Annotated in this window: 2 protein-coding genes; both read left to right on the top strand. The window is 74.0% G+C overall.

What is annotated here, in order from left to right:
- The coding region (locus tag AB0I52_RS30910) for an SDR family NAD(P)-dependent oxidoreductase (protein WP_363078196.1) at positions 1-10,276 on the top strand (10,276 nt) is incomplete at its 5' end.
- A 103-nt stretch (positions 10,277-10,379) separates the two neighbouring features.
- Complete coding sequence (locus tag AB0I52_RS30905; protein ID WP_363078194.1) at positions 10,380-15,263, top strand: type I polyketide synthase; 4,884 nt, start codon at positions 10,380-10,382, stop codon at positions 15,261-15,263.
- Position 15,264 lies beyond the last annotated feature (1 nt).

The raw sequence follows: 15,264 nt of genomic DNA, 5'->3' as shown, positions 1-15,264 counted from the left end.
GTCCTGGGAGGCGGTGGAGAGTGCGGGGATCGATCCCCTCTCCCTGAAGGGCAGCCGCACCGGCGTCTTCGCCGGCCTGATGTACCACGACTACGCACTGGGCACCGAGGCCGCCGCGACGACCGGCGGCAGCCTGGTCTCGGGCCGCGTCTCCTACACCCTCGGCCTCGAAGGACCGTCGGTCACGGTGGACACCGCGTGCTCGTCGTCACTGGTGGCCCTGCACCTGGGCGCCCAGGCCCTGCGGTCCGACGAGTGCTCGATGGCGCTGGTCGGTGGCGTGACGGTGATGACGACGCCGGACATGTTCCTCTACTTCAGCCACCAGCGGGGCCTGGCGAAGGACGGGCGCTGCAAGTCCTTCGCCGCCGACGCGGACGGCACGGGCTGCTCGGAGGGTGTCGGCGTCCTCATGCTGGAACGCCTCTCGGACGCCCAGCGCAACGGACACCCCGTACTGGCCGTGGTCCGGGGAAGCGCCATCAACCAGGACGGCGCCTCCAGCAGCATGACGGCTCCGAACGGTCCGTCACAGCAACGGGTGATCCGCGCCGCGCTGGAAGGCGCGGGACTGACCACCGCGGACGTGGACCTGGTGGAGGCACACGGCACCGGGACCCGGCTGGGAGACCCGATCGAGGCGCAGGCGCTGCTCGCGACATATGGGCAGGGGCGGGTCGAGGGTGATCCGTTGTGGCTCGGCTCGTTGAAGTCGAACCTGGGCCACACCCAGGCAGCCGCGGGTGTGGGTGGTGTGATCAAGGCGGTGCAGGCGATTCGGCATGGTGTGTTGCCGAGGACGTTGCATGTGGATGTGCCGACGCCGCAGGTGGATTGGGCGGCGGGGGCGGTGGAGTTGTTGACGGAGTCGCGAGCGTGGCCGGAGCGGGATCGTCCGAGGCGTGCTGGGGTGTCGTCGTTCGGGCTGAGTGGGACGAACGCACATGTGATCGTGGAGCAGGCTCCGGTGGTGGAGGTCGCTGCCGCGGTTTCTGCGGTTGAGGTGCCGGTGGTGCCGGTGGTGTTGTCGGCGCGGAGTGAGGCGGGGCTGTCGGGGCAGGCGGGGAAGCTGCTGGAGCGTATGGACGCTTCCGCTTCCTTGTTGGATGTGGGTTTTTCGTCGGTGGTGTCGCGTGCGGTGCTTGAGCATCGCGCGGTGGTGGCGGCGTCGGACCGTGAGGAGCTGGTGCGGGGTCTGACGGCGCTGGCTGAGGGCGAGGTGTCGGCTTCGGTGGTGCGGGGGTCGGTGCGTCCGGCTGGTGCTACGGCGTTCCTGTTCACGGGTCAGGGTGCGCAGCGGTTGGGGATGGGCCGGGAGCTGTATGAGGCGTTCCCGGTGTTCGCGGAGGCGTTCGACGCGGTGCTGGTCGAGCTCGACGCCCGCCTGGGTCGCTCGTTGCGTGAGGTGGTGTGGGGTGAGGACGTCGGTCTGTTGAACGGGACGATGTTCGCCCAGGCCGGCCTGTTCGCGGTGGAGACGGCGTTGTTCCGGCTGGTGGAGTCGTGGGGGGTGCGTCCGGACTTCCTGGTGGGTCATTCGGTGGGTGAGATCGCGGCTGCGCACGTCTCGGGTGCCCTGTCGCTGGGTGACGCGGCTGAACTCGTCGTGGCGCGTGGTCGGTTGATGCAGGCGTTGCCGGCTGGTGGGTCGATGGTGGCGGTGGAGGCGACGGAGGCCGAGGTGCTTCCGCTGCTCAGTGACGAGGTCGGGATCGCGGCGGTCAATGGTCCGCGTTCTGTGGTGGTTTCGGGGGTGGAGGGTGCGGTTGCTGATCTGGCGGGGAAGTTCGCCGGTCAGGGGCGTCGGACGAGTGTGTTGCGGGTGTCGCATGCGTTCCATTCGCCGTTGATGGAGCCGATGTTGGCGGAGTTCGGGGCGGTGGTGGCCGGGCTGTCGTTCGGTGCCGCGTCGATTCCGGTGGTGTCGGGTGTGTCGGGGGATCTGGCGGAGGGCTGGGGTTCGGCCGCGTACTGGGTGCGGCATGTGCGGGAGGCGGTGCGGTTCGCGGACGCGGTGTCGTTCGTCGCTGCGCGTGGTGTCACGTCGTTCGTGGAGGTGGGTCCGGATGGTGTGCTGAGCGGGATGGCGCAGCAGTCGGTTGACGCGGAGGCAGCTGTCTTCGCCCCCCTCGTGCGTAAGGGTCGTCCCGAGGTGGCCACGACCGTCGCGGCGCTGGGTCAGTTGCATGTGGCGGGTGTCTCGGTGGACTGGGCTCGGTTCTTCGAGGGTTCGGGTGCGCGTCGTGTCGATCTGCCGACGTACGCCTTCCAGCGCGAGCGGTACTGGATGGAAGCGGAACTCGGCGGCAACGACCCCGGCTCGTTCGGCCTGGCCACGACCGATCACCCACTCCTCGGCGCGGCCGTCACTCTTCCCGGCACGGACGGGCCCGTACTGACGGGCCGGCTCTCTCTCGACAGCCAGCCGTGGCTTGCCGACCACCGCATGGGCACGTCCGTACTGTTCCCCGGTGCGGGCCTGGTCGAACTGGCGCTCTGCGCCGGCGCGCAGGTCGGCTGCGACGTGCTCGACGAGCTGACCCTCCAGGCACCCCTGATGCTCCCGCCCCGCGGCGGCGTCCAGGTCCGGGTCCGGGTAGGGGCCGACGACGGCACCGGCGCCAGGACCGTCACCGTGCACGCGCGGGACGAGGACGACGAAGCGGGCGACGCACCGTGGACCCTGCACGCCGACGGTGTACTGCTCCCGGACGCGCCGACCCCCGTCCTCGACGCCACCAGCTGGCCCCCGGAGGGCGCGTCCCCGGTGGAACTGGGCGACGTGTACGCCGAGTTGGCCGGGCAGGGCTACGACTACGGGCCCGCGTTCCAGGGCCTCGACGCGGCCTGGCGGCGCGACGGCGAGATCTTCGCCGAGGTGGCCCTGCCGGAGGTGGCGGCCTCCGACGCCGCGCAGTACGGCCTGCACCCCGCCCTGCTCGACGCCGCGCTGCACGCCTCGCTCCTCGACGGGGCCGACGCGACGCCCGGCGACGAGGGAACGGCGCGGCTTCCCTTCGCGTGGAGCGGCGTTCGCATCCACGCCACGGGTGCGGCCCGGCTCCGGGTGAGGATCGCACCGTCAGGACCCGACAGCATCACCGTGGACGGCGCGGACACGGACGGGCGCCCCGTGTTCTCCGTGGGCGCCCTCGTCACCCGGCCGGTGGCCGTCGCGGCGACGGCGGGGACGACGCAGCGCGGTTCCCTGTACTCCGTGCGATGGACGCCGCTGACGCAGGCACCCGCCCCCGTCGCACCCGTGGCCGTTGCCGTGAACTGGGACGACCGGAACAACGGCTCCCTGCCCGAGGTGCCCGAGGCCGCCGTCCTCGTCTGGGAATGCCCGCCGCCCGTCGGTGACGTGGTGTCCGGGGCCCACGAACTGACTGCCCGCGCCCTCGGAGTCGTACAGGAGTGGCTGACGGACGAGCGGTTCGCGGCCGGCAGGCTGCTCGTGGTCACCCGCGGCGCGGTCGCGCTGCCGGGCGAGACGCTCACGCACCCGGCGGCGGCGGCCGTCGCCGGTCTGGTGCGGTCCGCGCAGACGGAGAACCCCGGGCGAATCCTGCTCACCGACACCGACACCGACGCGCCTATGGACGTTGCCGCGGTCGCCGCCTCCGGCGAATCCGAGGTCGCGGTCCGGGAAAGCGGCATCTGGGCGCCCCGGCTGGTCCGCGTGGAGAGCCCCCTCCCGGCCGATGCCCCGGCGCGCTCCCCGTTCGGCGACGACACGACCGTGCTGGTCACCGGCGGTACGGGCACCCTCGGCGCCCTCGTCGCACGTCACCTCGTCACCGCGCACGGCGTCCGGCGTCTGGTGCTCACCGGCCGCCGCGGGCCCGACGCGCCGGGAGCCGCCGAACTGCGCTCCGAGCTGGCGGGCCTCGGCGCGGAGGTCACCGTCGCCGCGTGCGACCTCGGCGACCGGGAGGCCGTCCAGGCCCTGCTGAGCGCGCACCCGCCGACAGCGGTCGTCCACTGTGCGGGGGTCCTGGACGACGCCACCCTCGGCTCGCTCACCACCGACCGGCTGGCCCGCGTACTGAGGCCGAAGATCGACGCGGCGTGGAACCTGCACGAACTGACCGCCGATCTGGACCTGTCCGCGTTCGTCCTCTTCTCGTCCGTCGCGGGCGTCCTCGGCAACCCGGGGCAGGCCAACTACGCGGCCGGCAACGCCTTCCTGGACGCCCTCGCCACCCTGCGGCAGGGACTCGGCCTGTCCGGGCAGTCACTCGCGTGGGGTCTGTGGGCCGACGGCGACGGCATGGCGAGTGCGCTGGACGCCACCGATCTGCGGCGTATGAGCCGCTCCGGCGTGGAACCCCTCGCCCCGGTCCACGCCCTGGCCCTGCTGGACGAGGCCGGGCAGTCGGACGAGGCACTGCTCGTCCCGGTCCGGCTCGACCTCAGGACCCTGCGCGCGGCCGAGCCGCCTGCGCCGATCCTGTCCGGCCTGGTACGCCGAAAGGCACGCGCGGCCTCCGGCGCACCCGTCCAGCCGCCCCGGTCCGGCCTCGCTGCCCTATCGCCGAAGGAGCGGTCGCGGGCCCTGCTCGACCTCGTACGGGCCCAGGTGGCCTCCGTACTCGGTCACGGGTCGGCGGCCGACGTGGAACCCGACCGGGCCTTCACCGAGATCGGGTTCGACTCCCTGACCGCGATGGAACTGCGCAACCGGCTGGCCTCCGAGACCGCGCTGCGGCTGCCCGCCACCCTGGTCTTCGACCACCCCAACGCCCGCGCGGTCGCCGGGCATCTGGACACCTTGCTCGCCGGCGACAGCAGCGTCGCAGCCACCGCCACCGACGCCGCAGTGGCGTCCGCCGACGGCGACCCCGTGGTCATCGTCTCCATGGCCTGCCGCTATCCCGGCGGGGTGCGCTCGCCCGAGGACCTGTGGCGGCTCGTCGACGAGGGTGTCGACGCCATCACCGAGTTCCCCGGCAACCGGGGCTGGGACCTGGACCGGCTCTACGACCCGGAGTCCACCCGGCCCGGCACCTGCTACGTACGCCACGGTGGATTCCTGCACGACGCCGCCGACTTCGACCCCGGCTTCTTCGGGATCAGCCCGAACGACGCGCTGACCACCGACCCGCAGCACCGGCTGCTGCTGGAGGTGGCGTGGGAGGCGATGGAGCGGGCGACGATCGATCCGCTGGCGCTCAAGGGCACCACGACCGGCGTCTTCACCGGCACGATGTACCACGACTACGCGGGCAACAGCGCCGCCGGATCGCTGGGCCCCGGCCGGGTCTCGTACACCTTCGGTCTCGAAGGGCCCTCAATGGCCGTCGACACCGCGTGCTCGTCGTCCCTGGTCGCACTGCACCTGGCGGCCCAGGCCGTGCGGTCGGGCGAATGCGGGCTGGCCCTGGTCGGCGGTGTGACCGTCATGTCGACCCCTGAGACGTTCATCGAGTTCGCCCGGCAGCGCGGGCTGTCCCGCGACGGCCGGTGCCGCTCCTTCTCGTCGGCAGCCGACGGCGCCGCCTGGTCCGAGGGCGCGGGCATGCTCGTCATCGAGCGGCTCTCCGACGCCCGCCGCAACGGGCATCCGGTCCTGGCCGTCCTGCGCGGCAGCGCCGTCAACCAGGACGGTGCCAGCAACGGGCTCATGGCCCCCAACGGCCCGTCCCAGCAGCGCGTCATCCGGCAGGCCCTCGCGAACGCGGGACTCGCGACCGCCGATGTGGACGCCGTCGAGGCCCACGGCACCGGGACCACCCTGGGCGACCCCATCGAGGCGCAGGCCCTGCTCGCCACCTACGGCCAGGACCGGCCCGAGGGCCGGCCGCTGTACCTCGGCTCGATCAAGTCGAACATCGGGCACGCCCAGGCCGCCGCCGGCATCGCCGGGGTGATCAAGATGGTCGAGGCGATGCGGCACGGCGTCCTGCCGAGCTCGCTCCACCTGGACGAGCCCTCGCCCCGGGTCGACTGGGAGACGGGTGACGTCACCCTGCTGACGGCGCCGCGTCCGTGGCCCGAACTGGACCGGCCGCGCCGCGCCGGAATCTCGTCGTTCGGTATCAGCGGTACCAACGCCCACGTCATCATCGAAGCACCAGAGGCCACCCCCGTCGCCTCGGCGGGCACCGGCTCCGAAGCCACCCCCGGCGCCGCCGAAAGCACCACCACCACCGCCACCGTGCCGTGGCTGCTTTCGGCCCGCGGACCCGAGGGCCTGGCCCGCCAGGCCGGGCGGCTGCTCGCCCATCTGGAGTCCCGGCCTGGCGTGAGTGCCCTCGACGTGGCCCACTCCCTGGCCACCACCCGCACATCCCTGGAACAGCGCGCCGCGCTCCTGGTCACCGACCGGGCCCAGGCCCTGCGTGACCTGGCCGTGCTCGCGGACGGCGGCTCCACCGCCTCGCTCGTGGTCGCGGAGGACACCGGCCGCCCCGCCGGCGGACCGACCGCCTTCCTCTTCTCCGGCCAGGGCGCCCAGCGCCTCGGCATGGGCGAGCGGCTCCACCGCACCCACCCCGTCTTCGCGCAGGCCTTCGACGAGGCCGTCGCCGCGCTCGACCGCCACCTAGACCGGCCGCTCGCCGCCGTCATCCGCGAGGACGAAGCCGCGCTGAACCGCACCGGTTACACGCAGGCCGCCCTGTTCGCCTTCGAGGTGGCCCAGTTCCGGCTGCTGGAGTCCTGGGGCGTCCACCCGGACTTCCTCGCCGGTCACTCCATCGGGGAACTGGTCGCCGCCCATGTCTGCGGGGCCCTGTCGCTCCCGGACGCCGCCCGGCTGGTCGCCGCGCGCGGCCTGCTGATGCAGGCGCTGCCGGAGGGCGGGGCGATGGCCGCGCTGCGGGCGAGCGAGAAAGAGGTGGCACCGCTCCTCACCGGCGAGGTCGCCGTCGCCGCCGTCAACGGCCCCGAATCCGTTGTCGTCTCGGGCACCGCGGCCGCCGTACGGGCCGTGACGGACCACTTCGCCGCACTCGGCCGCTCGGCCAAGCCGCTGAAGGTGTCGCACGCCTTCCACTCGCCGCTGATGGAACCCATGCTGGCCGACTTCGCCCGCACGGCCGCCGGGATGACGGTGACCGAACCGTCCGTCCCGCTCGTCTCCACCCTGACCGGAAGCGTCGTGACGGCCGCCGAGCTCGCCGACCCGGCCCACTGGGTCAGGCACGTACGGGAAGCCGTACGGTTCGCCGACGCCGTCCGCACCCTGGACGAGGCGGGTGTCACCACGTACCTGGAGATCGGCCCGGACGCGGCGCTGTCCGCCCTCGGCCCCGCCTGTCTGCCGGGGACGAGCGCCGCCGCGTTCCTGCCCCTCTCCCGCCGCGACCGTGACGAGGCGGCGGAACTGGTGGGGGCCCTCGCGCACGCCCACGTCCGCCATGTCCCGGTCGCTTGGGCGGAGTTCTTCGCCGGCAGCGGGGCGGGCCGCGTCGAGCTGCCGACGTACGCGTTCCGCCGTGAGCCGTTCTGGGCCCTGCCCGAACGCACCGGCGGCGACCTCACCGCCGCAGGACTCGGCGCGACGGAGCACCCGCTGCTCGGCGCGTTCGTGGCCCTCCCCGACGGCGGCGCCCTCCTGACCGGCCGGCTGAACCGTGCCGAACTGCCCTGGCTCGACGACCACGATCTGCTGGGGACCCCCGTCCTGCCCGCCGCCGCCTTCGCCGACCTCGCCCTGAGCGCCGGAACGGAGACCGGCTGCCCCCGACTGGACGAGCTGACCGTGACGGCGCAACTGCCGCTGCCGGCCGGTCCGGGCACCGCACTGCGGGTCACCGTCGGAGCACCCGCGGACGACGGCCGCCGCACGGTCGACATCCACTCCAGGGCCCAGGGCGCTGAGCCGGGGGACGGCGACGCGGCCTGGATCCGGCACGCCCGGGGCACCCTCGCGCAGCCCACCGCCGACCCGGTCGCGGGAACGACCGCCGCCCCGGCCGCCTGGCCGCCGCCCGGGGCCGCCCCGGTGGACGCGGGCGCCCTCTACGACCGGCTGTTCGCCGCCGGCCACGGTCACGGCAAGGCCTTCCGCACCCTCAACGCCGCCTGGCGGCGCGGCGACGAGCTCTTCGCGGACGCCGTACTCGACGAGAACGCCGCCCGCGAGCAGTGTGCGCTGCACCCGGCCCTGCTCGACGCCGCCGTCCAGCTGGCCCGCTTCGGGGCGCTGCCCGACGGAACGGACCCGGCCGGCGACGCGCCGCTGAGCCCCGCGACCTGGACGGGCGTCCAGGTGTACCGCACCGGCGCCACCGAACTGCGGATACGGGTCCGGCCGACCGGCCCGGACCGTGCGTCGTTCGACATCGCGGACGGCGAGGGGCGGCCCGTGCTGACGGCCACCGACGTGACCTGGAAGCCCGTCACCCAGGCCGAACTGACCACCGGCGCACCCGTGGGCGCGCTCTACCGGCTGGAGTGGGCGCCCGCGCCCGTCGACATCGCCGACCTCGGATCCAGGACCGCCGTGCTCGCCGCCGCCGGACCCCTCGACGACCCGCGCACCGGCCTCCCCTTCCCGGCCTTCGACCCGCGCGACCCCGGGGACGGGCCCGCCCCCGACTTCGTCCTGCTGCCCCTGTCCCTGTCCCTTCCGCTGCCCGTCGACAGCGCCGAGGTGCCGGAGGCCGTACGCGCCCACAGCGCCGAAGTCCTCCATCACATGAGGGAGTTCCTCCGCCACGCGCCGGACACCGGGACGACCAGGCTGGCCGTCGTCACCCGGCACGCCGTCGAGGCGGGGGACGAGGCGCCGGACGTCCGGCACGCGGCCGTGTGGGGTCTCGTCCGGGCGGCACAGAGCGAGCACCCCGGACGGTTCGTCCTCGCCGACGTGGACGGGCTGGACGCCTCGGCGACCGCGCTGCCGGACGCGCTGGCCACCGGCGCCGACGAACTCGCCGTCCGGGGCGGAACCGTACTCGTCCCGAAGCTGGTCCCGGCGCCGCCGGCCGGCGACGCGAGCGCACTGCCGCCCGGCGGCACGGTGCTCGTCACCGGCGGGCTCTCCGCGACGGGCGCCGCACTGGTCCGCCACCTCGTCACCGCACACAGCGCCGGCCGCGTGATCGTCGCCGGTGGCGCCACCGCACCGGGGGAGACGGACGCCCTCACGGACGGCACCGATGCCGAACTCGTCGTCAGCGACTGCGACCCCGCCGACCGCGACGCGCTCGCCGCCCTCCTGGCGGGCCTCCCCGACAGCCGGCCGCTCGCCGCGGTCGTCCACACGGGCGCCGCAGGGCAGAGCGCACCGATCGGTGAACGCACCCCGCACCTCCTCGACGAAGCGCTGCGCCACCACGCCGACACCGCCTGGAACCTGCACGAACTCACCGCCGGCCACGACCTGTCGGCCTTCGTCCTGCTCACCTCGACCCTCGGCCTCGTCCACGGGGCCGGGGCGGCACACCAGGCCGCCACACACACCTTCCTCGACGCCCTCGCCCGGCACCGGCACACCCTCGGCCTCCCCGCCACGGCTGTCGCACTCGCCCCGGGGAACGCCACCGGCGACCCCTCGGACGAGCACGACGCACAGGTTTCCGGCACCGGGCTCCTGCCGCTGACCGCCGAGCGCACCACCGCGCTCCTCGACGAGGCGCTGCGCACCCGGACCGCCTCCCTGCTCGCCCTCCACCCCGACCAGGGCGCCCTGCGCTCCCCGGCGGGCCACCTGCCCCCCGTACTCGACACGCTGGTCCGCGCCCCCGGCCGCCCCGCGACCCGTCCGGGCCCCGGCCTCTCCGCCGCCGCCGACCTGCACCGACGCCTCGCCGGGCGGGGCGAGGACGAACGGGGCCGCATCCTGCTCGAACTGGTCCGCTCACACGTCGCGACCCTGCTCGGCCACCCCACCCCCGAGGCGGTCGGCGCCGACCGGGCCTTCCAGGACCTCGGCTTCGACTCCCTGGCCGCGGTCGAACTGCGCCGCCGGCTCGGCAGCGCCACCGGCCTCAGCCTCCCCGCCAGCCTCGTCTTCGACCACCCGGACTCCCGGGCCGTCGCGGCACACCTCACCGGACTGATCGGCGACGGATCCGACGAACAGGACGAAGCGAAGGCCCTGTTGGGGATGGTCGACCAGCTCGACGCGGTCCTCACCGCCGCACACCCCGAGGCCGGGGACCGTCCCCGCATCACCTCCCGGCTGGAAGCACTGCTGCGTCACTGGCAGGACACCCACGGCGACGACAGCAGCCGCGCCGGGCAGAGGGACGACGACGCACTCGACTCGGTCACCGACGACGAGCTGTTCGACGTGCTGGACCAGGAGATCGGACTCCTCTAGTACGCCCACCGAGGGGCTCTCGCCCCGTCGCACACACCGCCGGTCACGGCACCGGTTCCGCCCGGCACGGCTGACTCCCGCACCGAGATTGGTTGAGGAACAGATGGCAACCCAGGACAAGCTCCGCGACTACCTCCAGCGGGCCACGGCCGACCTGCGGCAGGTCAAGCGCCGGCTGCGGGAGGCCGAGGCCAAGGAGCACGAGCCGATGGCGATCGTCGGCATGAGCTGCCGCTACCCGGGCGGCGTGACCTCCCCCGACCAGCTGTGGGAACTCGTCGCCGAGGGCCGCGACGGCATCACTACCTTTCCCGTCAACCGCGGCTGGGACGTGGACGGGCTGTACGACCCCGAACCCGCCACCCCCGGACACACGTACGCCCGCGAGGGCGGCTTCCTCCACGACGCCGACCGGTTCGACGCCGACTTCTTCAGGATGAGCCCCAAGGACGCCCGCGAGACCGACCCCCAGCAGCGCCTGCTGCTGGAGACGTCATGGGAGGCGCTGGAACACGCCGGAGTGGACCCGCTCTCCCTGAAGGGCTCCCTCACCGGCGTGTTCGCCGGCGTCGTCTACCACGACTACGCCACCGACGGCGGCACCGGCGGCCTGGCCAGCGTCGCCTCCGGACGCATCTCCTACACCCTCGGACTCCAGGGCCCGGCCGTCACCGTCGACACGGCTTGCTCGTCCTCCCTGGTCGCCCTCGACTGGGCGGTCAAGTCGCTGCGCACCGGCGAGTGCGACCTCGCCCTGGTCGGCGGCGTCACCGTGATGGCCACCCCCACCTCCTTCGTCGGCTTCAGCCAGGAACGCGGCCTCGCCCCGGACGGCCGCTGCAAGTCCTTCGCGGCGGCCGCCGACGGCACCGGCTGGGGCGAGGGCGCCGGCATGCTCGTCGTCGAACGGCTCAGCGAAGCCCGGCGCAACGGACACCGAGTGCTCGCCGTGGTCCGGGGCAGCGCGGTCAACTCCGACGGGGCCAGCAACGGCCTCACCGCGCCCAACGGCCCGGCACAGCAACGGCTCATCCACCAGGCCCTCGCAGCCGCCCAGCTCACCGCCGACCAGGTCGACGCGGTCGAGGCCCACGGCACCGGCACCGTCCTCGGCGACCCGATCGAGGCGCAGGCCCTGCTCGCCACGTACGGCCGGGACCGCCCCGCCGACCGCCCGCTGTACCTGGGCTCGATCAAGTCGAACATCGGGCACGCCCAGGCGGCCGCCGGTGTCGGCGGAATCATCAAGATGGTGCAGGCCATGCGCCACGGCATCCTGCCCCGCACCCTCCACGTGGACGCTCCGACCCCCAAGGCCGACTGGTCCACCGGCAACATCTCCCTGCTCACCGAAGCCATCGCCTGGCCCGACCACGGACACCCCCGCCGCGCCGCCGTCTCCGCCTTCGGGCTCAGCGGCACCAACGCCCACGTCATCATCGAAGAGGCACCGGCGGCCGAGGAGGACGAAGCGGCGGCCCCGCCCACCGTGACGTCCTCGCTGCTCCCCCTGCCGCTCTCCGCCGGGACCCCCGACGCCCTGCGCGACCAGGCGGGCCGTCTGCTGGCCCATGTGGAGGCCCACCCGGACGAGTCGTTGGCGGATATCGGCTATTCGCTGGCCACGACGCGTGCCGGCCTGGACCACCGTGCGGTGGTGGTGTCCGCCGACCGTGACGCGGCGGTGCGCGCGCTGTCCGATCTGGCGGCGGGCCGGGAATGCGCGGACGCGGTCACGTCGGCCGGCTCCGTCGCCGACGGCCTGACGGCCTTCCTGTTCACGGGTCAGGGTGCGCAGCGGTTGGGGATGGGCCGCGAGCTGTACGAGGCGTTCCCGGTGTTCGCGGGGGCGTTCGACGCGGTGGTGGGGGAGTTGGATGCCCGGTTGGGGTGTTCGTTGCGTGAGGTGGTGTGGGGTGAGGATGTCGATCTGTTGAACGGGACGATGTTCGCCCAGGCCGGTCTGTTCGCCGTGGAGACGGCTCTGTTCCGTCTGGTGGAGTCGTGGGGCGTACGTCCGGACTTCCTGGTCGGCCACTCGGTCGGCGAGATCACGGCCGCGCACGTCTCGGGCGTGCTGTCGGCGGCGGATGCGGCCGAACTCGTGGTTGCGCGTGGCCGGTTGATGCAGGCGCTGCCGGCTGGTGGGTCGATGGTGGCGGTGGCCGCGTCGGAGGCCGAGGTGCTTCCGCTGCTGAGCCAGGGTGAGGGAGCGGCGGGTGGAGGCGCGGGTGTGGCGCTGGCGGCGGTCAACGGACCGTCGGCCGTGGTGGTGTCGGGAACGGAGAGGGAGACGCTTGCCGTCGCGGAGCACTTCACCGCGCTGGGGCGGCGGACGAAGCGGCTGAGCGTCTCGCACGCCTTCCACTCGCCCCTCATGGAGCCCATGCTCGACGCCTTCCGGGAAGTCGCCGCCCGGATGACGTATCACGCACCCCGGCTGCCCGTCGTCTCCAACGTGACCGGACGGCTCGCCGGACCCGACGAACTGACCTCGCCCGACTACTGGGTCCGCCACGTCCGTGAGGCCGTCCGGTTCCGCGACGGCATCCGCACCCTGCACGCCGAGGGGGTCCGGGTCCTCATCGAGATCGGCCCGGACGCGGCACTCACCCCCATGGCGGCCGACTGCCTGGCGCCCGACGACGACACCCTCTGCGTCCCCGTCCTGCGCCGGGCCCGCGCCGAGGAACGCACCCTGGTCACCGCCGTGGCCCACGCCCACGCGCACGGCACCGCCGTCGACTGGAACGCCTTCTTCGCGGGCCGGGGCGCCCACCGCGTCACCCTCCCCACCTACCCCTTCCAGCGCCGCAGCCACTGGCTGGAGCGCCCCGTGGACCGGGCCGGCACGGACGGGGCCGCCGATCCCGCCGGAACCGCGTTCTGGGAGGCCGTCGACCGGCAGGACGTCGCCGCCCTCGCGGACCGGCTCTCGGTCACCGAGACCGCGCTCGGCGAGATCCTGCCCGCGATGGCCCGCTGGCGCCGTCTCCACCAGGAGAGCGCTGCCCTCGACAGCCTCCGCTACCGCGTCGTCTGGCAGCCCGCCACCACGCAGGCAGCCCCCGCCACCGCGCTCGACGCCCCCTGGCTCGTCGCCGTCGCCGAAGGACACGCCGACACCCCCATGGTCAACGCGATCCTGGCCGCCCTCATCGAACGCGGCGCCTCCCCGCACGTCGTCGAGGCGCTCCCCGGACAGATCCGCGCCGACCTCGCCGCCCGGCTCACCGCACAGCCCGCCGCCGGCGTCCTGTCCCTGCTCGCCCTCGACGGCCGCCCCGAACCCGCCCACCCCCACCTCACCCGGGGACTCACGGCCACCGTCGCCCTCGTGCAGGCCCTCGCCGGCACCCCGGACGCCCCCAGGCTCTGGTGCGCCACCCAGTCGGCCGTCGCCACCTCCAGCTCCACCGAGCTGACCGCCCCCGAACAGAGCCAGCTCTGGGGCCTCGGAGGCGGCCTCGCCCTCGACCACCCCGACACCTGGGGCGGCACCGTGGACCTGCCCGCCGAGCCCGGCCCCGCCGACCTCCACCGCCTCTGCGACGTCCTCTCGGGCGCCACCGGCGAGGACGCGGTGGCCCTGCGCGCCGACGGCATCCTCGCCCGCCGCCTGGTCCGGGCCCCCCTGGGCGACCGTGCCCCGAGCCGGGCCCGCCCGTCCCACGGCACCGCGCTGATCACCGGCGGCACCGGCGGCCTCGGCGCCCACGTCGCCCGTATGCTCGCCGACGACGGCGTCCCGCACCTGCTGCTCCTCAGCCGGCACGGCGACGCGGCCGCCGGCGCCCGCGAACTCGCCGCCGAACTGGAGGCGAACGGGACCGGGGTGACCCTCGCCGCCTGCGACGTCACCGACCGCGCCGCACTGGCCCGGGTCCTCGACGCCGTACCCGCGGAACTGCCCCTGACCACCGTCGTGCACGCCGCCGGCGCCATGCAGCGGATGGCACCGCTCACCGAACTGACCGAGGACGAGTTCGCGGCCGTCGGCCACGCCAAGGTCACCGGCGCCCAGCACCTCGACGACCTCCTCGGCGACCAACCCCTCGACGCCTTCGTGCTCTTCTCCTCCGGAGCCGCGGTCTGGGGCAGCGCCGGGCAGGCCGCCTACGCCGCCGCCAACGCCCACCTCGACGCCCTCGCGCACCGCCGCCGGGCCCGCGGACTCACCGCCACCTCCGTGGCCTGGAGCTCCTGGCAGGGCGGCATGGTCGACGCCGAACTCAGCGCCGTGATGGAACGCATCGGCGCCCCCGCCATGGACCCCCGACTCGCCATCGGCGCACTGAGGCAGGCCCTGGAGCACGACGAGAGCCACCTCGTCGTCGCCGAGTTCGACTGGTCCCGCTTCGCCCCCACGTACACGCTCGCCCGGCCCCGCCCCCTGCTCGACGCCCTCGACGACGTACGGCAGATCCTCTCCGCCGAGCCGGACTCCGCGTCCTCCGGCGCGGACAGCCTGATGACCCGGCTCGCCGGGCTCTCCGCCGCCGAACGCGGCCGGGCGCTGCTCGACCTCGTCCGCACCCGCGTCGCGACCCTGCTCGGCTACGACGCGGCCTCCCAGCTCGACCCGCAGCGCGCCTTCGAGGACCTCGGCTTCGACTCCGTCGCCGCCGTGGAACTCCGCCAGGCCCTGACCGCGGCCACCGGCACCCGCCTGCCCGCGACGCTGATCTTCGACTACGCCACCCCCACGGCACTCGCCGAGCACCTGCACACCCGGCTCTTCCCCGACAGCGACGACACCGCGACGCCGATCCTCGCGGAGGTCGACCGGTTCGAGGAACTGATCGGCGCGCTCGGCATCGAGGAGATCCGCAGCAGCCGCATCACCTCACGGCTGCAGACCCTCCTCGACACACTGACCACCCTCCAGAGCGGCGAAACGGGGGTGGCCGGAGTGCGGGACACGCTCGACGAGGCCTCCGCCGACGACGTCCTCGCCTTCATCGACCAGGAACTCGGCCTCGCCTGAC

This window comes from Streptomyces sp. NPDC050423 (assembly GCF_040655445.1).
Lineage (GTDB): Bacteria > Actinomycetota > Actinomycetes > Streptomycetales > Streptomycetaceae > Streptomyces.
This window is presented reverse-complemented; position numbering and strand designations above follow the sequence as displayed.